Annotated in this window: 18 protein-coding genes; 8 read left to right on the top strand and 10 right to left on the bottom strand. The window is 68.4% G+C overall.

What is annotated here, in order from left to right; all coding sequences use genetic code 11:
• Positions 1–8: 8 nt before the first annotated feature.
• From ACFY04_RS34300 to ACFY04_RS34290, 3 genes are all read right to left on the bottom strand, one after another.
• The gene (locus ACFY04_RS34300) at positions 9–1,151 is read right to left on the bottom strand and encodes a glycosyltransferase (RefSeq protein ID WP_389123009.1); all 1,143 of its coding nucleotides are present in this window, start codon (positions 1,149–1,151) and stop codon (positions 9–11) included.
• A gap of 142 nt (positions 1,152–1,293) precedes the next feature.
• Positions 1,294–2,502 (bottom strand): MraY family glycosyltransferase, encoded by a 1,209-nt coding sequence (locus tag ACFY04_RS34295; protein ID WP_389123006.1) that lies wholly within the window; start codon positions 2,500–2,502, stop codon positions 1,294–1,296.
• Positions 2,499–3,581, bottom strand: a complete 1,083-nt coding sequence (locus tag ACFY04_RS34290; protein WP_389123003.1) for a GDP-mannose 4,6-dehydratase — start codon at positions 3,579–3,581, stop codon at positions 2,499–2,501. The genes ACFY04_RS34295 and ACFY04_RS34290 overlap by 4 nt, the downstream gene beginning before the upstream one ends.
• Positions 3,582–3,827: 246 nt before the next feature.
• Between ACFY04_RS34290 and ACFY04_RS34285 the strand changes: the two genes are divergently transcribed.
• A complete protein-coding gene (locus ACFY04_RS34285; RefSeq protein WP_389123000.1) occupies positions 3,828–5,114 on the top strand; it encodes a nucleotide sugar dehydrogenase in 1,287 nt (428 codons plus the stop codon).
• 242 nt (positions 5,115–5,356) lie between these two features.
• Entirely contained in the window at positions 5,357–6,745 is a 1,389-nt protein-coding gene (locus ACFY04_RS34280) for a lipopolysaccharide biosynthesis protein (RefSeq protein WP_389122998.1), read from the top strand.
• A gap of 32 nt (positions 6,746–6,777) precedes the next feature.
• Here the strand turns inward: ACFY04_RS34280 and ACFY04_RS34275 are convergent, their stop codons facing one another.
• The 3 genes from ACFY04_RS34275 to ACFY04_RS34265 all read right to left on the bottom strand — a co-directional run bounded on the left by ACFY04_RS34275 (position 6,778) and on the right by ACFY04_RS34265 (position 10,429).
• Positions 6,778–7,716, bottom strand: coding sequence for an NAD-dependent epimerase/dehydratase family protein (locus ACFY04_RS34275; protein ID WP_389122995.1), 939 nt, complete (start codon positions 7,714–7,716; stop codon positions 6,778–6,780).
• Positions 7,717–7,729: 13 nt separating this feature from the next.
• Positions 7,730–8,920, bottom strand: coding sequence for a glycosyltransferase (locus tag ACFY04_RS34270; protein ID WP_389122993.1), 1,191 nt, complete (start codon positions 8,918–8,920; stop codon positions 7,730–7,732).
• A gap of 147 nt (positions 8,921–9,067) precedes the next feature.
• Entirely contained in the window at positions 9,068–10,429 is a 1,362-nt protein-coding gene (locus ACFY04_RS34265; RefSeq protein WP_389122990.1) for an O-antigen ligase family protein, read from the bottom strand.
• Positions 10,430–10,618: 189 nt separating this feature from the next.
• Between ACFY04_RS34265 and ACFY04_RS34260 the strand changes: the two genes are divergently transcribed.
• The 4 genes from ACFY04_RS34260 to ACFY04_RS34245 are packed head-to-tail and all read left to right on the top strand — an operon-like array spanning position 10,619 to position 13,660.
• Positions 10,619–11,104 (top strand): GNAT family N-acetyltransferase, encoded by a 486-nt coding sequence (locus tag ACFY04_RS34260; RefSeq protein ID WP_389122988.1) that lies wholly within the window; start codon positions 10,619–10,621, stop codon positions 11,102–11,104.
• Positions 11,101–11,796 carry a PIG-L deacetylase family protein gene (locus ACFY04_RS34255; protein WP_389122986.1) on the top strand — a complete coding sequence of 232 codons (696 nt, stop codon included), beginning with the start codon at positions 11,101–11,103 and terminating at the stop codon, positions 11,794–11,796. The genes ACFY04_RS34260 and ACFY04_RS34255 overlap by 4 nt, the downstream gene beginning before the upstream one ends.
• Positions 11,793–12,491: a WbqC family protein gene (locus tag ACFY04_RS34250; protein ID WP_389122983.1), complete on the top strand. Its 699-nt coding sequence runs from the start codon at positions 11,793–11,795 to the stop codon at positions 12,489–12,491. The genes ACFY04_RS34255 and ACFY04_RS34250 overlap by 4 nt, the downstream gene beginning before the upstream one ends.
• Positions 12,491–13,660: a glycosyltransferase gene (locus ACFY04_RS34245; RefSeq protein WP_389122981.1), complete on the top strand. Its 1,170-nt coding sequence runs from the start codon at positions 12,491–12,493 to the stop codon at positions 13,658–13,660. Before ACFY04_RS34250 ends, ACFY04_RS34245 begins: the two co-directional genes overlap by 1 nt.
• On the opposite strand, the gene ACFY04_RS34240 is transcribed toward ACFY04_RS34245, so the two are convergent.
• Positions 13,632–14,099 carry an acyltransferase gene (locus ACFY04_RS34240; RefSeq protein WP_389122979.1) on the bottom strand — a complete coding sequence of 156 codons (468 nt, stop codon included), beginning with the start codon at positions 14,097–14,099 and terminating at the stop codon, positions 13,632–13,634. The two genes, ACFY04_RS34245 and ACFY04_RS34240, sit on opposite strands and share 29 nt — an antisense overlap.
• A 996-nt stretch (positions 14,100–15,095) precedes the next feature.
• On the opposite strand from ACFY04_RS34240, the gene ACFY04_RS34235 reads away from it, so the two are divergent.
• On the top strand, positions 15,096–15,794 hold the full coding sequence (locus ACFY04_RS34235; RefSeq protein WP_389122977.1) for a class I SAM-dependent methyltransferase: 699 nt from the start codon (positions 15,096–15,098) through the stop codon (positions 15,792–15,794).
• Complete coding sequence (locus ACFY04_RS34230; RefSeq protein WP_389122975.1) at positions 15,795–16,997, top strand: glycosyltransferase family 4 protein; 1,203 nt, start codon at positions 15,795–15,797, stop codon at positions 16,995–16,997. It begins immediately after the preceding gene.
• 43 nt (positions 16,998–17,040) lie between these two features.
• On the opposite strand, the gene ACFY04_RS34225 is transcribed toward ACFY04_RS34230, so the two are convergent.
• From ACFY04_RS34225 to ACFY04_RS34215, 3 genes are all read right to left on the bottom strand, one after another.
• Positions 17,041–17,817 carry an FkbM family methyltransferase gene (locus tag ACFY04_RS34225; RefSeq protein WP_389122973.1) on the bottom strand — a complete coding sequence of 259 codons (777 nt, stop codon included), beginning with the start codon at positions 17,815–17,817 and terminating at the stop codon, positions 17,041–17,043.
• A complete protein-coding gene (locus ACFY04_RS34220; RefSeq protein WP_389122970.1) occupies positions 17,814–18,815 on the bottom strand; it encodes an NAD-dependent epimerase/dehydratase family protein in 1,002 nt (333 codons plus the stop codon). The genes ACFY04_RS34225 and ACFY04_RS34220 overlap by 4 nt, the downstream gene beginning before the upstream one ends.
• Before the next feature lie 189 nt (positions 18,816–19,004).
• Positions 19,005–19,868 carry an FkbM family methyltransferase gene (locus ACFY04_RS34215; protein WP_389122967.1) on the bottom strand — a complete coding sequence of 288 codons (864 nt, stop codon included), beginning with the start codon at positions 19,866–19,868 and terminating at the stop codon, positions 19,005–19,007.
• Between the last annotated feature and the right edge of the window lie 25 nt (positions 19,869–19,893).

The following is a 19,893-nucleotide window of genomic DNA, read 5'->3' as shown; positions in this document are numbered from 1 at the left end:
CGGAGGAGTCAGCGGACCTGTGCTCCTCCCGGGACGGCGCCTCTTCGGCTTTCCCGGGCTCCGCTCGCCAAGGCGGCGTAGACGTTGTCGAACCATGCCGCGGTGGAGGCAACGTCCACCGAGGTGGTGTCGGCGAGTGCTCGGGCGGCGAGCGCGGAATGAACCTCGGGCCGCATGGCGCGCAGGATGCCTTCCGCCAGCCGTTGTGGTGAACCGGGCTGGACGAGGATGCCGTTGTCGCCGTCGCGGACCAGGTCGGGGATTCCCCCCACCCTGGTGGCCACCACCGGCACAGCGGATGCCAGTGCCTCCATGACCACCACGGGCATCGCTTCGTAGTGGGATGCCAGAACCAGGATGTCGGCAGCCGCCACCAGCCGGCCGGCCTGCTGAATCCGTCCCAGATACGGCATCCGGTCCTGTAGCCCGCGTCGGCGGATGTCCGCGAGCACCTGCTCGCGGAGAGGGCCGTCCCCGGCCAGGACGAACAGCGCGTCAGGACGCCGCTCGAGTACCAGAGCGGCTGCTTCGACCAGCAGCGCGTGGTTCTTCACCGGACGGAAGTTGGCCACGAAAGCCAGCATGAAGGCCTCCGCCGGGATCCCGAACTCCTCCCGCACCTGGTCCGCTCGTTGCGCCCAGCTGCGCTGCGCGGCCACGTCCACCCCGTGGATGCGCGTACGGACCTGGCGAGCGCCCCGCACGGATCCGGAGGCGGCCACCTGTGGTGAGACGGCCACCGTCAGATCGTCAAGGCGCCGCGTCGGCCGTTCGAGCAGCCTCGTCAGCGGGTGACACCGCACATAGTGCACCGTCGAGATCAGTGCCGGGCGCGGGCGCATCAGGTGCAGGGCGGGGCGCAGCACCGCGGCGGGCAAAGGGGAGTGAACATTGACCACGTCCGGAGCCAGGCGCCGCACGGCACGGAGCAGCCCGAGGTAGCGCAGCCTCCGCGGACAAGACCGGAGATCGACGAGTGTCACTCCGCAGTCCCGGAGTGCATCCACCAGTTCCTGCGTCTCGGCTTGGAGGAAGACCACGGTGTAGTCGCGGTCGGACCGGGGCGCCCTGCGCAGGCGTTCGACCAGAAGGACCTCGGCACCGCCGACGTCGAGGGTCTTGATCACTTCGCAGATACGCGTCATGGTCATCGAGCCGCCTTCCGATGCCGACGAGGCCTTGCGCCGTCGCGGGTCAGCACCATAGGTGCTGAGGGGCGCCCGAATGCGAGGCCTTGGCCCGGTCGCGCGTCTTTCGCGGAAGCATCACCCGAATGCCGCCTCTTCTACGACATCACTGCGGTGCGACCGGAGTGCCCGCTGGCGGGGACAATGCGGTGGCCTTCCGGGCTTCTCGTGAATGCGGCACACCCATCGGCCGGACCGCCCTGTGGCGGCGTCCGGACCCACCACTGTGTTTCAACCGGAGTGCTGTACGAGCGACCCCGTCGGCCAGGGCCCCGGCCGGGACCGCGACGTGTGGCGAAGCGGTGGCCACAGCGGGGACTTTGAGTAGCAGCCACACTGCCCCGATCCCCACCGCGGAGGCGGCGAGGAGCGCAATGCCGGGAGCAAGCAACCCGTAGGTCACCAGCATGGCGGCCAGGCAGCCCACCACAGCGAAGGCGCTGAGTGTCCGGACGACCTGCGGCACCGTCAACCCCATGCGCCGCAACCGGTGGGCGATATGGTCCGTGCCGCCTTGCAGCAGGGGCCTCGACTCCCGGTAGCGGGACAGCATCACCAGCGTGGTGTCCAACGTCGGAACCAGGGTGGCGAGCAGCAGACTGGCGGGTCCGGACAGGCCGGCGGCGTCATCGTGGCGCACCATCATCGCGGAGGCCAGCGTGAAGCCGAGGAAGAGTGAGCCCGCGTCACCGAGAAAGATCCGTGCCGGATTCCTGTTGTGGAACAGGAAGCCGAGACAGGCCCCGGCCAGAGCCGCCATCACCACACCCAGGCCGTCTGGATCGCCTGCCAGGGCAGTCAGGCAGGCGAATCCGCCGATGACGACACACAGCGATGACGCTGCGCCGTCCATGTTGTCCAGCAGGTTGAAGGCATTCGTGATGAAGACGATCCAGAGGACGGCGAGCACCGCGTCGACCGCGCCGCCGAAGACGGTCGGATGTCCCCCTGCCACTACCACCAGCGTGGCGGTCGACGTCTCGACGAACAGCCGGATCTTTGGGCCCAGCTGGCGCAGATCGTCGATGAGCCCGAGGACGCACACGATGGCCGCGCCGCCAAGCAGCACTCCGAGTACCGGGTCGAAGACACCCCGGGCGAGCGCGACGGCCGTAACCGCGGCAAGGGTGGCGAGCGCGACGGCGACACCGCCGAGATAGGGTGTGGGCCTGGTGTGCGCTTTACGGGCGCTGGGACGGTCGGTGATCCCATGGCGCAGGGCGAAGCGCCGCATTGGTTCCGTCAGCAGCCCGCCGAGCAGCAGGGCCGCGACGCCTGCTCCCGCCATCGGCACCGCTGCGCTGATGCCGGTCACCGTCCCGCCAGAGCGGTTTCGGGAACGGGCCCGTCGGTCACGGGAAGACGTTGCTCCGGGGCGCCCGGCACGTGTGCCGACTGGTTGTCGCGCCATGCGGCACGGGCGTCCGCGATCGCGTCCGCGAGTACGTCGGCGAGGCTGTGCCGGGGCTGCCAGCCCGTCACTGCGCGGAGTTTCGTGGTGTCGGGGACTCGTCGTTCCATGTCCTCGAAGTCCGCTCCGTATGCCTCGGCGTACGACAGATGTTCCACCCGTGAGACGCTTCCGGTCTCGGCGATGATCCGGTTGGCGAGCTCGAGAATGCTGATCTCGTCGTCCACGCCGATGTTGAAGGTCTCTCCCACCGCCTCGGGCTGTTCCAGCAGGAGCAGCAGCGCCGCGACGGCGTCGGCGACATGCAGAAAGCAGCGTCTCTGGCGGCCGTTTGCATGGATCGTGAGGGGTTCCCCGAGCACTGCCTGCCGGGCGAATCGCGGAATGACCATTCCGTACGCCGGGCTCTGGCGGGGTCCCACGGTGTTGAAGAACCGGACCACGGTCGACCTCAGCCCTCGCTCGCGGTGGTAGAGGCAGGCCATGATCTCGTCCACCGCCTTGGCGGTGCTGTACGACCACCGGGCCACGGACGGGCTGCCCAGGATGCGGTCGGCGGTCTCGCTGAGTGGTCCGGAGGAATTCTTCCCGTAGATTTCCGACGTGCTGGCGATGAGAATCCTGCGATCGTGGCGTTGCGCGGACTCGATGACGGTTTCGGTGCCTTTTGTGTTCGTGATGAACGACCTCAACGGCTGCTCGACGATGAGTTTGACCCCTACGGCGGCAGCCAAATGGATGACAATCTTGCATTCCTGCACCAGCTCGTCGACGAGCGGCGCATCCAGCACGGACCCGTGGACGAAGCGGAAGCGCGGGTTCGCCCGCGCCTGGGTGAGGTTTTCCTGCCGTCCGGTGGTGAGGTTGTCGAGGACAACCACGCTGTTTCCGTCAGCCAGCAGTGCGTCCACGAGATGGGAGCCGATGAAGCCGGCTCCGCCGGTGACCAGGTACTTCGAACAACGATCCATGTGCGGCTTCACTCCGGTTCGGGTGGTGTGGGCGGGTCGCGGTTCCGAGGAGCTCGATCACAGTGCCGAGTCAACGTTCACCTATGCGATGAATAGCGGAGATTAGAAGTTCGTCAGGTGATGACGGAACGCTCGGCGAGTCTGCCGTTACGGAATCAGGGTGATGCCGGTCGGACACATCCCGAAGGTGCGCGTCGGAGCTGCCGCGCATGCGTAAATAGCTGTGGCATATGCCGATTCATCGAAAAAATCGGAGTGATGAGGGTGCGTCAGAGCAGCTTCGCCGACAGGCGCAACCTGATCGTCGTAGGCTTGGGCTACGTAGGCCTTCCGCTGGCCGTCCGGGCTGTCGAGGCGGGATACTCCGTCGTCGGCGTGGATACCGACGAGTTGCGTGTCAAACGCCTGGGCGGCTGCGACTCCTACATCGAAGGCGTCGACGACGCACGCCTCATGGCCATCACGGACAGTGGCCACTTCCGTGCCGCCACCGACTACGACGGGATCGACGGTTTCGACGTATGCGTCATCACCGTGCCGACACCCCTGCGTGAGGGCGTCCCCGATTTGAGTTTCGTGGAGTGCGCTGGTCGGAGCATCGCCCCCCACATCTCACGCGGCGCCACCGTGGTCCTCGAGTCCACCACGTATCCCGGGACGACCGAGAGCCTGCTGCTGCCGCTGCTGGAAGCGGGCAGCGGACTGAGGGCCGGAGCGGATTTCCACCTCGGCTACAGCCCCGAGCGTATCGACCCGGGCAACCCCGACTGGCACCTGGAGAACACGCCCAAGGTGATCTCCGGGATCGACGCCGCGTCCCTGGGCAGCGTCGAGAAATTCTACGGCGACATCGTGGAGCGGACTGTGCCGGTGAGTTCGTGCCGAACTGCCGAGCTGACCAAGCTGCTGGAGAACACCTACCGGCACGTCAACATTGCGATGGTCAACGAAATGGCCATGGTGTCCCGACAGTTGGGTGCCGACATCTGGGAGGCCGTGGAGGCCGCCAGCAGCAAGCCGTTCGGCTTCATGCCGTTCAGACCAGGTCCCGGCGTGGGCGGACACTGCCTGCCGGTGGACCCGTCCTATCTGTCGTGGCAGGTCAAGAGGCTGCTGAAACAGGATCTCCGATTCATCTCCCTGGCCAATGAGATCAACGATCACATGCCGTCCCATGCCGTCTCGCGGGTCACCCGCGGACTGAACGAACGCGGTAAGTCGGTCAAGGGCTCGCGCGTACTGCAACTCGGTCTGGCCTACAAGAAGAACACGGGCGACATCCGTGAGTCGCCGGCCCTCGCCATCGCCCATTCGCTGCTCGCTCTCGGCGCCCGGCTGGTGGTGGCGGAGCCGCACACCGACTCGTACCTCGTTCCCCCGCAGATCACCCGAGTCGAAGTCACCGAGGCAGAGGTCCGGGCGGCCGACGTGGTCGTTGTGGCGACCGACCACGATGTCTTCGACTACGCGCTCGTCGAAGAGGCCGGTGCCTACGTTTTCGACACGCGCAATCGCTGCCGGGGTGAGCGTGTCGAGATCCTCTGACCCGTGCGCGTCCGCGCCCTTTCCGGGCCGGGGAGGATCCGGACCGACCGGATCCTCCTGATCCGCCGAAGCCGGGACGACTTGGCCAGGTCAGACCGGCCGTGGGGCGGTTGCGGCAGAAAGACAACCGATGCCCGCCACACGCGCCGAGTGACGAGGAGATGCAGCAGCAGGTGAGAGGTACACCGTCAACGGCGGCGCCGCTGGAGGCCACAGGCGCCGGGACCGACCCCGGGAGGTGGGTGAGGCGCTGGGCGAGGCGCCTGCCCTGGCAACGACATCTGAGGACCTTCGGCTCGCTCACCGCCGCCAGCCAGATCGAGGCGGCACTCTCGTTCGCCACCACCGTCACACTGGTCCGGCTGGTCGGGAGCACTGCGGCTGGGGAGGTGCTTCTGGCCCAGGCCATGGCAGCGGTCTGGTTCCTGCTGTGGGATCCGCGCTTCGAGGACGCGCAGCAGCGGTTCGTTCCCATGGAACAACGCCGCGGCCCCGGTTGCGGAACCCGGCTGTACTGCCGGCTTCTCCGGCTGGACATCGGGGCCGGGCTGCTGGCGACGGTCCTGGGCGTGGCGGCGGCGCTGGCCGCCGCGGCCCTCGGATGGATCCCCGCCGAACGGCTGTCGCTGCTCGTGCCTGCCGTGCTGGCGGCAGGAGCGGCCACGCCCTGGGGCAGTGCATCGGTCGGTTTCGCGATCTCCGACCGACTTGAGCGGCTCGGAGTGATCCGCGTGGCGCTAGCCGTCTTCGGCTTCCTGGTGACGCTGACGGCATTGATGACGGCCGGCACGGGCGGCTACCTGGTGGCCACCGTGATCACCGGCCTGGTTTCCACCGTATCCGTCACCGTGATCGCCTGGCGGCAGGTGAGGCAGGCGTGCGGCCCTCCCGCTGACGGCCCCGCTCCGATGCCGGCAGGCCTGTTGCCCTTCCTGGTGAAGAGTTCGGCGACCCAATCCGTCTCCCTGGCCTCGGACAGCGGCGTCTCCCTTCTGGCCGGACTGCTCGGTGGCCCCACCCTGGTGACGTACCTGAAAATCGCCGGCGCTCCGGGCCGCCTCTTCGGAAGCGTCGTCAACCCAGTGGCGTCACAGCTCTACCCGCGTCTTGCACGGGCCGGAGCCCATGGGCGCCGAGGGGCTGTGATGCGCGACGTCCGCCGCTGCAGTGCACTCGTCGGCGCCATCGGACTGGTCGCGGTGATGGTCGCGGTCTTTCTCCTTGGCCTGCTGATCGGCCTGATGTACGGCCCCCAGTACCTGATTCTGTCCACGGCGGCGGTGGTTATGCTGGCGGGGGCCGCGCTGCGTGGCACGGCGATCTGGTCCAAGGTTCTGCCCTCGGCTCTGGGCTTCCCCGGTGTCAGGCTGGTCTTTCTCACCGCCGAAGGCGTCTGTCAGCTCGGGATGCTGGCCGCCGTCATTCACTTCTGTACCGGTGCGTCGGGCAGGACACTGGCCTGGGCATGGGGAAATCTGGGCCTCATGGTCCTGAGCACGGCCGGCTGGTTCATCGTGCTGAGGTGCCTCACCCGGTCGATGCCGGATCCGGGTGTCCAGGCCGGGCGGGGTCCGGTGGGGACTGGCTTCCGAGTCCATGCGGTCGGCGCGGCCTGCGGCGGAGACCACTGAGTTCCCGCCCGCAAGGCCGCACATCGGCTCCGCTATGCGTACGCCGGCAGGGAGCGGAACCACCGGACGGTCTGGGCCAGTCCCTCCTCCAGCGGAACCGCCGCGAGAGCCGGGAAGAGACTGCGGAGCAGTCCGTCGTCGGCCTGCGAGTCGCGCACGTCGCCGCGGCGGGGGTCCTCGTGGCGGATGTCGATCGCCAGCTCCAGCGTCTTGGCGAGGTGATGGGCGAGCTCCAGGACGCTGATCCGGGTGCCGAAGGCCAGGTTGACCGGGCTCGGACTCGTGACCTTCTGCAGGACGGCGTCTGCGAGTACCCGAGCGACCGTTCCGACGTAGGTGAAGTCGCGGGTCTGGTGGCCGTCGCCGAAGACCGTCAGCGGCTGACCGCGCAGCGCGGCGTCGATGAAGGCCGGAACGACGGCTGCGTAGGCGTGTCCGGCAGGCTGCAGCGGGCCGTAGACGTTGAAGAAGCGGAAAACGAGGGCCGGAAGGCCGAAAGCCGATCCGTAGGCGAGCGCATAGGCCTCGGTGGCGAGCTTGCTGGCGGCGTACGGGCTGAGGGGACGCGTCGGCAGGCCCTCGTGCTTGGGCAGGTCGGCGACCGAGCCGTACACCGACGACGAGGACGCGGCGACCAGGTGGGTGTTTGCGCGGCGGCACGCTTCGAGGACACGCATGGTTCCGGTGGCGTTGACTTCGTGGCTGGCGAACGGATCCGCCAGGGAACGCGGCACGGACGGCCGCGCGGCCAGATGGACCACGGCGTCGGCCCCGGCCACCACGCCCTCAAGCAGGTCTCGGTCGAGGATGCTGCCCTCGACCAGCTCCACGTCCGTGCCCACGAGATTGGCCGCTGAACCGGTACTCAGGTCGTCCAGGGCGACGACCCTGCCGATGGAAGGGCGGGAGGTCAGTTCACGGCACAGGTTCGCTCCGATGAACCCGGCGCCTCCGGTCACTACGACGTTCAACGGTTCGCACCTTTCAGTGGGGGTCCGGCCACCAGCCGTGCTCCACGGCGATGGAGGCATAAAGGTCGTGGGTGTCCTGCACCAGGCGCTCGGCCCCGAACTGCCGCGCTGTCCAGGCGCGGGCCTCCTCGCCCATCCGGCGGCGGAGCGAGTCGTCGCCAAGAAGCCTGACGGTGTGGCGGGTGAGCTCGTCGGCGTCGCGCCGGGCCAGAAGCCCGGTCCGCCCGTCCTGGACCACCTCTGCCACGCTGCCCACGTTCGTTGCCACGGCCGGCACCCCCGCCAGCCCCGCCTCAATGAGACTGACCGGCATACCCTCGTTGTCCGATGTGAGCAGCACCATGTCCGAGGCGGCGTAGACGGTCTCCACGTCGGCGCGCCAGCCCAGCAGGTGGAGCGAGTCGCGCAGGTCGCCGGCCGCTTCCAGATCGCTGTGAAGGTCTCCGTCCCCGCACACCAGGAATCGAGCGGCCGGAAACGCGTGACGCACCTCTCGGGCCACCGACAGGAACCGGTCGGGCCGTTTGATCCTGGTCACCCGCCCGACATAGGCCACGACGAGGCTGTCCTCCGGGAGGCCGAGCTGTTTGCGCGCCTCCGAGCGGCCCGGAGCAGCGGCCGGCGTGGTGCCAGGCGGCACCACGGCGTACTGCCCGGGTCGGCCGATACCGGCGGCCAGGAGGTCGTCGCGGACGCTGCGTCCCACCGCCACCAGCCGGTCAGTGACGGTCGCAAGGCTGCGCTCGGCCTGCACCACCAGGCGGGTCTTCGCCGGTGAGAAGTAGCCCTGCAGGAGGTGGCCGTGGAAGGTGTGCACGCGTACCGGCACCCGCGCGAGCACGGCCGCCATACGTCCGAGTGCTCCCGCCTTGGCGGTGTGCGTGTGCACGATGTGCGGCCGGAACCGGCGCATGGCGGCGGTCAGTGCCGACAGGGCACGCAGATCATCGGTGGGCCGTACGGCCCGGCCCAGGGTCGGCACCGGGCAGACCTGCACGTGCGGGGCCCGCTGCTCCACGTAATCGGCCTCGTCCGGGCCCACGAAGCCTGCGAAGAGCCGGTGGTCGAAGAGCTCGCTGTCGAGCCCCCGCATGAGTGTGGAGACCTGGAGGGCCGGACCGCCCACGTTCATCCGGGCGATGACCCTCATCACCCGGATCCGGGAGGGAGCGGCGTCGTGGGTGTGACCTCGGGCAATCACCATTCAGCCTCACCGCGTTCCTGGCCGATCGCTGAGCCGGGCACTGATACGTGCACGCGACGCGCACTCATGGTGACCCGAGCAGGAGGAAGCGACGACGACGACGCGCCGCCAGCCCGGCGAGGGAGACACCTATGGCCTACACATCCGTCACATCGTGGCCGCTGCTTTGCGCCTGACACCGGCCTCCGTACGGAGCTCTCCCGGTCTGTCGGTCCTGAGTGCGGTCAGCCGGTGCCCAGTGGTTGGGTTTCGCATCCTGACGATGCCCCTGTCCGACGGCACTGCCGGGCCGAGCCCCATGCCCGCATAGACGAAGAAAATCAGCGTCAGCGTCGACCCCGCGTACAGGGTCATTTCCGTCAAGGAGATGGCGAGTACGGCGACCGTGAACAGCAAAGGTGCGTCACGTCGGCATGCCAGGCGCCGGAGCAGCGCTCCCAGGAACAACGCGAGCGCCAGCAGTGCGGGCAGACCCACCGAGGCAAACACATTGACGAACAGGTTGTACGGCATGACATGTCGGATTGGGTTCCAGCCGGCTACCTGGAAATGGTCCATGGACGACACGTGTCCCCATCCGCTCCCGAAGACGGGATTCTCCAGGCCGGAGCGGATTCCGTTGACGACGCTCTGCGTACGGAGAACCTCGCTGAAGCTGTTGAGGCCCAACCACTGGGTGACCAAGCCGACCATCTGCAGCCCTGCCAGCCCGAGACCCGCGAGAATGGCGGCGATCCAGACTGCTGAAAGCTTCTTCTGTGCCCACACGACCAGCACGACGACCGTGGCGAACCACACGCCGCGCGTCTGCGTCAGGAGGATCCCGCAAAAAAGCACCGCGCCGACGAACCACCTGCCCCTGAACCGCAGTTCGGATGTGAGCAGTGGGCACAGTGCGGCCAGCAGAAGTGCGCCGGTCTGAGAGGGGTCGCCGATGTCCACCCCGAGGAGCCGCGGTTGCCCCAGCAGCACGCCGCCAACAAGGTTGGCGAGGGCGTAGCACAGTACGCCGTAATAGACGAGTCTCCGATCCACCCACCGGCGCGAAAGGAGAACGAACACCGCACAGTAGGCGGCGATCCGGAGCAAGGGTGTGACGGTCAAGCCTGCGTAGAGAGTGGCCAGGAACGACCAGCCCAGGAACAGTGTGAGCCACAGGTTGACCGATCCATTGCGTTCCGCTGACGTACCATGCTCTGCGACAACGCGCAGCAGGTAGACAAGCAACAGCACGTCGCTGATGAGCAGCGGCCCCGCCACCGGGACTTGCATGGCGGCGATTCCGAACCCATGGCCCAGCACGACGGCACCGGTCAGCAGGAGCTCGGGCGGCAGGAGCATCCCGAGCGTGGCCAGGGCCACCAACGTCGCCGCCACCGGCCATGCCGACCCCATGACGTCCGCCAGTGAGGCGCCGTCTGGCGCAGCCCCTGGAGGCCCCCCGAGGTCCGCGCTGATCACTGGCACGGAAATCGCGGCGGCGGCGCTGACCATGAGCAGCAACTTCATTCGCGTCCTTGGCAATGTCACCGGGCCGAGTGTGGCCGCGCCGACGCGGCACTGTGTATGCGGCACGCGGGAGCCCGCGTCCCCAATACGCCGTTGGAGGTACTGATGTGCCCGGATCGGCTCGCCGACGCCTCTTGCGGCCTCCGCCCTGCGACGCTCATGCGAAAGCCGCGACCTCAAGGGACTTGGATGCACAGTACGAAGGGGACGACAGCCGTCCGGCAGCCCGTCCGAGACCTGCATCGCCTGGGCTATGTCGTCGACGAACTGCTCGACCCGCTCGTCGAGTTGGAGCAGCGCGTGCACCGGGCAAGCAGCCACTACGACACCGGTCCGTGGCAGGCCGAGAACTTCGCCCGGCACCTCCCCGGAAAGCGCGAGCTGAGCCTCGTCGCGACGGTGCGCGGGAAGCCGGTCGGATTCGTGATCGCCTCCCGGCGTCCCGAGGGCGCGCACATTCACCGCGTGGCCACCGACCCTCGTCACCAGGGCACCGGTATCGCTTCGCGGCTGCTCGCCCTCCTCCTGGCGCGAACGCCCGGCATCGTCACTCTCATCTGCGACCCCCGCAACCAGCCGGCACTTGACCTGTACGCACGTGCGGGCTTCCGCGTCACCGGCACCACGGCGGAAGGCAAGCTGTCCCTGGCGGCCGGCACCCCACTCCATCGGTGACTGTTTCCCGAGAGGACGACGTGATGTTCTGCAGCAACCCGATGTTTGAGCGCAGCCTGTTCGTGGGGGCTCACCTCGACGACATCGAGCTGGCGGCCGGAGGGACCGCCGCTCGTCTCGTGGAGGCAGGAGCACGGGTGCGTTTCCTGGTGATGAGCCCATCGGACTACACCAGCTACGACGGGAGCCACTTCCGCGCCGCCGACGTGGCGGTCACAGAGGGCCGGGAAGCCGCCGCCACTCTCGGGGTCAAGGAGATCGACGTTCTGTCGTTCCCCGCCAAGGACGTGGAGAACCACTCGACCGTCGTGGAGTCGATCAACAAGGTCGTCGACGACTTCCGCCCGACGATGGTCTTCACACACTGGCCGTTCGACACCCATCGGTCTCATGCCAACACCGCGCTCGCCACCATCGCGGCGAGCCGGTACTACAACTCCGTCGTCATGTACGAGCCCATCACCCCGTCGGGGCGCAGCTACGTCGGTTTCCGCCCGCAGCTCTACATCAACATCGACGACACCATCGAGAAGAAGCTGCAGGCCCTGCGTCAGCACAAGTCCGAATACACCAAGTACGGGGAGCAGTGGATCGAAGGCGTCGAGGCCCGCTCCCGGTACCGCGGCTACGAGATGCGTGCCCGGTACGGCGAGGCGTTCGAGGTGTCCCGCCTGGAAGGCGTGCTTGCATGAGGGTCACCATTCACCAGCCCGAGCACCTGCCGTGGCTCGGCCTCCTGGCCAAGGTCGCCGCGTCGGACCTGTGGATCGTTCTCGACGCCGTGCCGTACCGGAAGAACTACTTCCAGAACCGCAACCGGGTCCTGCTGCACGGCCGGCCCACCTGGTTGACGGTTCCGGTGACCGCCCCGTTCGGCACGCGGATCTGCGATGTGCGGATCTGCGAGATGCCCTCCTGGCGGCGGCGTTACCGTGGACGCCTGATCCAGGCGGTATCCGGGACCCGGGGCGTGGACCGTATCGACGACCTGCTGTCGGTGATCGATATGGCACCGCCCGGCGGCTCCCTGGCCGACCTCAACCTCGACCTCGCGGACTGGATGCTGTCACAGTTCGACGTCAAGGTGCCGACGGTTCGTTCTTCCGAGCTCGACGCCACCGGGACCAAGTCCGAACTGATCCTCAATCTGTGCCGGGCGGTAGGCGCCGACGAGTACCTCGCCGGGCCCTCGGGGCGCGACTACCTGGACCTTGACGCCTTCGCCGAGCACGGGATCACCGTGCGCTTCTTCGACTTCGCCCACCCGACGTACGCCCAGGGCTGCGATCCCTTCGTACCGCGTCTGTCGGCCGTCGACGCCTGGTCGCGGGTCCCACCGGCCGAGCTGGCGCCCCTGCTGACCCGCTACCGGCTCCAGGACGTGTGATGACCGCCCACTCCACCGCCCCCATGGAACGGCAGCGCATCACCGTCGTGACCATCTCGGGCCACCGGCAGCGCGGCGTCGAGGACTCCGCCGACTTCCGATCGTGGAACGCGCTGGCCGACCGGCTCGGTCACGCCTGGTGCATCTGGGCGGGCCCGCACCTGGAGTGCGACCGCGGCTCGATGCACGTGGTACGGCGCCCGCGCCGCCCCGGGCCGCAGTCCCTGCTCTGGGTGGCCGGATCGGTCCGTCTCGGGGTGCGCCTCGCGCGGGCGGCCGCCCGCAGGGGCGAGACCGTCGTCCTCAACGGGGCGGAGCCGTGGGGCTGGCTGGCGGCCTGGACCGTGTCGCTGGTCGTCAGGCGTCCCTGGCTCATGGACGTCCACGGCGACTATCTCGGCCTGCCGGTCGCCTCCCTCGGCCGATGGCGGAAGGCCGTCCTCGAACGGTCCGTCGTCGCGTTCGCCCGACGAGCCACCGAGCGCAGAGTGGTGGCCCAGTCGATGGCCGACGCGTTGTCGCGGCGCGGCATCCCGTCCGCTCTCGTGCCGCCGCGGCTCCAGCCTGTCTGGGAGGATCCGCCGGTCCGCACCGTCCCGCCGCTGGCCGGACCCGGTCTGTCCCTCCTCGCGGTTGGCCGGCTCGTGCCGTCCAAGGGGTACGACATCCTCCTGACGGCGCTGGCCACGCTGCTCGAGACGGTTCCGACGGCCCGGCTGCGCATCGTCGGTGACGGCCCCGAGAAGGCGAGGCTCGTGGCCCTTGCCGAACGGCTCGGCCTGGCCGACAGGGTCACGTTCCTCGGAGCGCGCGGCATCGACGACGTGCGGGAGGAGTACGCGCGTGCCGACCTCTTCGTCATCTCGTCGAGGGACGAAGGGCTGCCGAGAACGTTGCTGGAAGCGGCGTCCGCGGCCGTCCCCGTCGTGGCGACCCGTGTCGGGGGCATTCCGGCTGCCGTGTCCGGCTGGCCCGGCATCATGCTGGTTCCGCCCGGCGCCGGGGCACTCGCCGAGGGTCTGCGCCAGGTGGCGGCGTCCCCGCCCCGGCCCGAGGACCTGGCCGCCGTACGCCGAAAAGTCCTCGCGGTCCACGCCTTCTCCGCCAACATCGAGGAGCTCGGCCTCCTCTATCGCCGGGTCACGGCCCGGGCTCCGCGGTTGCAATAGCCGTCCGCTGCGAGACCCCGCGGCGACGCAGCACGCGCGCGGGGTTGCCGGCCACGACGGCGTACTCGGGGACGTCGCGCGTGACGACCGACCCCGCTCCGATCACGCTGCCCGACCCGACGGTCACCCCGTCCAGCAGGACCGAGTGTGCCCCGATCCACACGTCGTTCCCGACGACGACGCCTCGGGCCGTGATCGGCTGGCAGCGGATAGGGAGGGCGAGGTCGTCGACCCCGTGGTTGAAGGCGACGATGACGACGCCGGTCGCGATGCGGCACCCGTCCTGCACGGTGATCCCGCCGGCGCCGTAGAGGACGACGTGGTTGTTCAGTGAGCAATCGCTGCCGATCGTGATGGAGCCGCCCTGCGGGACCAGCTCCACGTGGCGGCCGACCAGGGTCCGCTGCCCGATGGCGATGCGGGCATGCTCCTGGATCACTGCCCGCGGAGAGATGTACGACCCGGTTCCGATGCGCGCGCCGCGCAGCCGAGGGGGAATGTTGGCGCATGCCCGTAGCCACCTCACGGCACCAGCCCCTTGTGAATCGCCACGGCCTGCTGCTCCCTTTGGTGGTCTCAGGCACTGTGTGTCCGGGCGCGCCTGCGCGCTTGGACGCCGACACGTCGTGCGGCCTGCTCGTAGACGGACACCGGCAGTGCCATTCGGGCAACGGAGGCCGCCCACGCACGACGGCGAAGACAAGGATGTCCGTTGCTGCTCCTGCTCTCATGCCGCCACCAGTCGGGGCGCGGCCGGGCGTGGCCGGTCCACCGGGTCGAGCGTTCCGCGTCCTCGTGCACCCGGACCTCCGTTCTCGGGCGGGGGCCGTCGTTTACCCAGCTCTTCAGGTCTTCGGTGACGAGGATCAGCCCCATTCTTAACTCTCGATGCGATATATCCGGTTCAGACATGCTGAGAAGGGGCAATCCGTGCCGGGACGCGGCGCGCTGAAGGAGCGCGGCCTTCGTTCCGTCTGGATTCCGCCGCCGCTGCTCCCGGTCTGGGACGAGCCGCTGAAGCGTGACCGGCCGACGCCGGGAACGCCGTCGCCAGCTTCTGACGCGCGTCGGCTCATCCCCTCGGAGGCTTCGGCCTGCTGCTCGCGGCGCAGCTCAACTGGCCTTGGTACGCGACCGCGTCCTGGCGACCCATGGCTTCGACACCAACATCGGCATGCTGGCCGCACTTTTCCGGGACGTCAGCGCCGACTGACTCTCCAACGCCCCGTGTTGTAGGAGATAAACCCGGTATGACCCGATACGTTAGGTGGCGCAGACACCAGGTAACACTGAGGAGGGCGCCGTGAGTCGGGTATCGACCGTTCGTCGTTGGGTCAGGCACTCTGGAATGAGGCCTGTGGCGTCAGTGCTGGGCGGGTACGTCGCCATGCGTACCCTCGGAACCGGCATCCGGCGGTACACGGCGCCGAGCATCATGGACTTCACCCGCTCCGGAGGGAAGCTGACCACATCGGCTCCGGGATTTCTGCGGGAACTGGGCTGGGAAACGACAGAGATCGAGCGCGTCCTGGGCGAGTACCAGGAGGTCACCGAAGAACTGACCGCCCGCTACGCCGACACGGCGCTCTGCTACCCCCGGACTCACGGCGTGGAAGCGGAGACCAGCGCGGTCCTGTACGGACTGAACCGACTGCTCAAGCCTCAGTCGGTGGTGGAGACCGGCGTGGCCGACGGCCGATCCTCATGGCTGATCCTCGCCGCACTCGAGCGCAATGGCTCAGGGGTGCTGCACAGCTTCGACGTCAACCACACCGCAGGCCGACTGGTCGGCGAACACCCGCAGTGGCAGCTGGAGATCCTCGACCCGAAGGACCCCGCGGCATGCTTCAGCCGGGCGCTGGAGCGCGTGGGGTCCATCGATTTGTTCTTCCACGACAGCGACCATCTGTATCTTCCGCAGATGTTCGAGTACGGGCAGGCCTGGCCCAGGATGACCCAGAGCGGCATCTTCGCCAGCGACGACGTCAACTGCAGCAGGGCCTTCCTGGACTTCTGCGGGCGCCGCCGTCAACGCCCGGTCTTCCTGTTCGACTCCAGAAAGATCACGGGCGCGGTGCGGTTGCCGGGCGTTCCGCAGCGGCGCGCTGCACAACTCTCGCAGCAGGTGGGATAGATGGCCGACGTGATGCAGGGCAGGACACACAGCGAACCGGACTCCGCCCAGCCGGGTTCGCGCCCGCGGCTCGTCTATGTGGTGCCCCACCTGTCTGAAGACGAGTCCGAACACTTCGCGCACATCCCGGCGTTGCTGGCGGCTCTGGGACAGCGTGTCGACGTTGCGGCCGCTGTGGAGCGCGGCAATCCTCCGGCACAACTCGCCGGGGTCCGTCTCCTGATGCGCGTACCCGGCCGAAACCGGATCGGCCGGATGCTGGGCACCGCGCTCACGGTCCACCGCCTGTCCCGAGCCGGCTACCGGACCTACTTCCTGCGCTACTCCACCCTCTTCGTGATCGTCCTGATCCTGACCTACCCGGTGTACCGCCACCGCATCCTGCTCTGGCGCAGCGGTCTGCCCGACGTACGGAGTCCGGAGCAACCCAGGACCCTGCGGCTCAGGGCCCATGAGTTCGTCAACCTGCTGACGGCGCGGCTCGTGCACTGCCTGGTGACCGGCCCGGAGACCATGGTGCCGCTGATGGCCGGGGTGTGGGGCGTGCCGAGCCAACGGATGCGGCTGCTCTACAACGACATCGACGCCGAGCGCTTCGCCCCCCTGGACGAGGCCGCACGCGACGGGGCGCGGACCGAACTGGGCTGGGATGAGCAGGAGTTCATCGTGCTCTTCGTGCACCGGCTGTCGTATCGCAAGGGAGTCACCCTCCTCGCACCCCTGCTGGACGCGGTCGCTTCGGCCCCGCAGGTCCGCGACTGCGGCCTCCGGGTCCGGCTCGTGGTCGCCGGGGACGGCCCGGATCGGCCCCGCCTGGAACGCGAGGCGGCCGACCCGGCGAGGAGCGGACGCATGCAGCTGATGGGCTCCGTTCCCAATCGCGACCTGCCCCGGCTGTACGCGGCGGCGGACGTCGTCGTCATGCCGAGCTACGAGGAGGGCTTCCCGCGGGTGCTGCTGGAGGCGATGGCCTCGGGCACACCGGTGGTGACGACCGATGCAGGCGGTTCGGTGGACGTGGTGGGTGCCGACTACCCCTATGTGGCGCCGGTCGGTGATCTCGACGCGCTGGCCGGGCACCTTCGGTCTCTGGCGGCTGTTCCCCGTGCCGACCGGTGCGAGCTGGGGCTGCGGTTGCGGCACCGGGCGCAGAGTGAATTCTCCCCCGAGCGCGTGGCCGCGATGCTCCACGCGCTGCTGTGAGGGTGCGCCGCCGGCCACATGCATGGCGGCGCACCCGGCCGGATCAGCCGCGGTCGGCCCCGGTCCGTTGCCGGGCCTGGGCGCCGAAGCGGCGCGCTGCGAGCGCGTAGACGGGTCGCGGCAGCGCGGCCCGCGCGGCGTGCGTGGCCCAGATGTAGGGCGGGCGGTGGAGTCCGAGACGGTAGCGCACCGTGCTTGCCGCGGCGGGCGAATGCGGGCTCACCAGGACGAGCCACTCCCGCACCGCGGCGCCGCCTCCGTGACTCTTCAGGGAATCGGGCGTGACGAACCTCTGGCTGTGGTGTCGCAGTCTGTCCTCCACGATCGCGTGCCGATGGGCCTGACTGGGGATCTTGCGGACGTCGAAGTCGACGTAGATGCTCCGCAGCCGGCTGATCACGCCGCTGTCCAGGAGGTCCTCGAGTACGTCGCACTCACTGCCTTCGCAGTTGAGCTTGAGGTAGATCTCGTCGTCGTCCGACGTGTTCGCCCGCAGCCAGTCCGTGGCGCGCAGCAGGGAGATGGTCTCCGCCCGGACGCGCCCGTCGCCCAACTCGCCCTTGTCGGCATACACACTCGCTCCGAGCAGACCCGCCCCGAACAAGGTAGCCTGCCCCGTCCTGCTGGACAGGCCGGCCGGCACGATGTGCACCCGGGAGTCGCGGAACCCCCGGAGAATGCGCCGGCAGGGTTCCGCCGGCTCGAACGAGTAGATCTTCTCGAAGCCCCAGCGGGGGTCGAGGGCAACGTCGAGGGACTCGCCGTAGTGTCCGCCGACATCAAGGAAGACGCGCATGCCGCCCACCGCTCTCCGTGTCACGCCGTCACGGCAGCCGCGTCGCGGAGAGGGCCACGGGAACGGGTGGACAGCCATTTCCACTGGCGCTCGATCCCTTCGGTCAACGTGACCGAGGGGACGTAACCGAGCAGGTCACGCGCCTTCGTGAGATCCGCTTCGGTCACCTGCACATCGCCCGGCTGGGGGATGTCGTCGCGCACCGGAACCTCCGCCCCGGTGATGTCGGCGATCCTCCTCAGCACATCGAGCACCGAAACGCTGTCGCCTCCGCCCACGTTGACCGCCTCCGCGGTCGCATCTGCGGTCGCTGCAGCGACCGTGGCTCCCGCGGCGTCCGTGACGAAGGTGAAGTCCCGGCGCTGGTGGCCGTCCCCGTAAAGCTGCAGCGGCTCTCCCGTGAGGATTCCGCGCAACATCCGGCCGATAGCCATGTCCGGCCGCTGGCGGGGGCCGTACACCGTGAAATAGCGCAGCGCGACCACGCTCGTGGGGCTTGCCGGGGCGAGCGCGTAGGCGAGAGCAAGACGTTCGGCCGCGAGCTTGGTCACCCCGTACGGTGACAGAGGAGCGGTGGCGTCCTCCTCGCGCAGGGGGCCCCTGCCGACGGCGTCCCCGTAGACGCTGGAGGACGAGGCGAGGACGAGGCGGCGGACACCCGAGGACTGGCATGCGTCCATCAACCGCTGCGTCGCCAGTACGTTGCAGGCGAGGTACTCGCCGAAGCCGTCCCCCCACGATGGCCGGACGCCCGGAATGGCCGCGAGGTGGAACACGGCGTCCGCGGCGTGGACCCAGGGCTTGAGCTCGTCTGTCACGAGGTCGCCCTGGACCAGGCGGAAACCTGGGTGTCCCATGACGCCCTTGAGGTTCTCCGCCGCCAAGGCGTTGTCGCGGGGCGAGCGCCGGTCGATGCCGAGAACGGTGGCCCCGCGTTGCAGCAGGGCCTCTACGACATGGGAGCCGATGAAGCCCGCCGCCCCGGTCACAACAGCGCGTTCGATGCAATGAGCCGCACTCATCACGGATTCCCTTCCGTCACCACAGCTCCCACTGCGCCGGGCAGTTGCGGGCCGTCACCAGTGAATTAGACACCCCATTCTTACCGACCTGGGCCACTTTTCCGGTTTAGACATTCTCGGGAACTTCGTGATGCGTCCGCACGGTGGAGCGAAGCGGCGATACTGGATTCGAGTTCTTCCCTTTCCGTGTCAGACCGCAGCGGCGAGCCGCGCTTCCACATCCGGCCGTCGGCGGCGGCACACAGCCAGTACATCGGGCCCCGCGGAGGGCTGATCCGGCGCTGGGACGAGCCGGTTGCGGTCCGGGTCGTAGAGCACCATGTCGTAATCGTGGTCACCGAGCCATCGACGGACCTCACGGGCCGTGGAGCCGAAGCGGTGGAGGAACTTGTCGACGAGTTCGAGCATCCACACCGCCGGCTCGCCCCGGGCGATGAGTCGGTCTGCACCACGGAGGGCCAGGTGTTCCGTACCTTCGACGTCGAGCTTGCCCATCGCGAAGGAGCGTTCGGGCAGGGTGTCGTCGAGCCGGCCGAGCCTCACCTGCACGGCGCTGTCGCTGTCGCTGTCGGCCTCGGTCCGGATGCGTGAACCAGAGCCCCTCACAACGAACGACACGGTGCCCTGCTCGGCTCCGATCGCCATTTCATGGACCGTCACACAACGCAGGGAATTCACGCCGACGTTGTCCTGCAGCCGTTTCGCAAACGCGGGCACGGCCTCGAAGGCGTGCACGGCTCCGCTCGGCCCCACGAGCTGGGCGGCGAGCAAGGTGAACATTCCTTCGTTGGCGCCGCCGTCGATAAACCCGTCTCCAGGCCGGAGATACCGCTTCATGAAAGTCATTTCTTCGTAATCCGGAAGTCCGCCGAAATAGACGAAACGACCCGGCTGCGTGCTGTCGGGATAGGCGCGGAATGACATATCGCCGTATACGGACAAGTCCAGTGGCCGCCCGATCATCCTCTTCCAGGCTTGCCATCCCGCCATGGCGGCGAAGGCCTGAGCCCGCCGCCCACGGTTGGCGGGATGTTCCCAGACCATTTTGGCCATGCCATGAATTGTCGTCGGCATTCGC

Source organism: Streptomyces sp. NPDC001549 (assembly GCF_042894025.1).
Lineage (GTDB): Bacteria > Actinomycetota > Actinomycetes > Streptomycetales > Streptomycetaceae > Streptomyces > Streptomyces kutzneri.
Note: the sequence above shows the minus strand (reverse complement) of the source record. Positions and strands in the feature narration are given on the sequence as shown.

What these genes read in the sequence shown, in the direction of transcription:
- ACFY04_RS34250 (WP_389122983.1), top strand. Translation starts at nt 11,793, where the DNA reads ATGAGGGTCACCATTCACCAGCCCGAGCACCTGCCGTGGCTCGGCCTC.
- ACFY04_RS34235 (WP_389122977.1), top strand. Translation starts at nt 15,096, where the DNA reads ATGGACTTCACCCGCTCCGGAGGGAAGCTGACCACATCGGCTCCGGGA.
- ACFY04_RS34230 (WP_389122975.1), top strand. Translation starts at nt 15,795, where the DNA reads ATGGCCGACGTGATGCAGGGCAGGACACACAGCGAACCGGACTCCGCC.
- ACFY04_RS34300 (WP_389123009.1), bottom strand. Translation starts at nt 1,151, where the DNA reads ATGACCATGACGCGTATCTGCGAAGTGATCAAGACCCTCGACGTCGGC.
- ACFY04_RS34245 (WP_389122981.1), top strand. Translation starts at nt 12,491, where the DNA reads ATGACCGCCCACTCCACCGCCCCCATGGAACGGCAGCGCATCACCGTC.
- ACFY04_RS34260 (WP_389122988.1), top strand. Translation starts at nt 10,619, where the DNA reads ATGCACAGTACGAAGGGGACGACAGCCGTCCGGCAGCCCGTCCGAGAC.
- ACFY04_RS34265 (WP_389122990.1), bottom strand. Translation starts at nt 10,429, where the DNA reads ATGAAGTTGCTGCTCATGGTCAGCGCCGCCGCCGCGATTTCCGTGCCA.
- ACFY04_RS34215 (WP_389122967.1), bottom strand. Translation starts at nt 19,868, where the DNA reads ATGGCCAAAATGGTCTGGGAACATCCCGCCAACCGTGGGCGGCGGGCT.
- ACFY04_RS34285 (WP_389123000.1), top strand. Translation starts at nt 3,828, where the DNA reads ATGAGGGTGCGTCAGAGCAGCTTCGCCGACAGGCGCAACCTGATCGTC.
- ACFY04_RS34270 (WP_389122993.1), bottom strand. Translation starts at nt 8,920, where the DNA reads ATGGTGATTGCCCGAGGTCACACCCACGACGCCGCTCCCTCCCGGATC.
- ACFY04_RS34220 (WP_389122970.1), bottom strand. Translation starts at nt 18,815, where the DNA reads ATGAGTGCGGCTCATTGCATCGAACGCGCTGTTGTGACCGGGGCGGCG.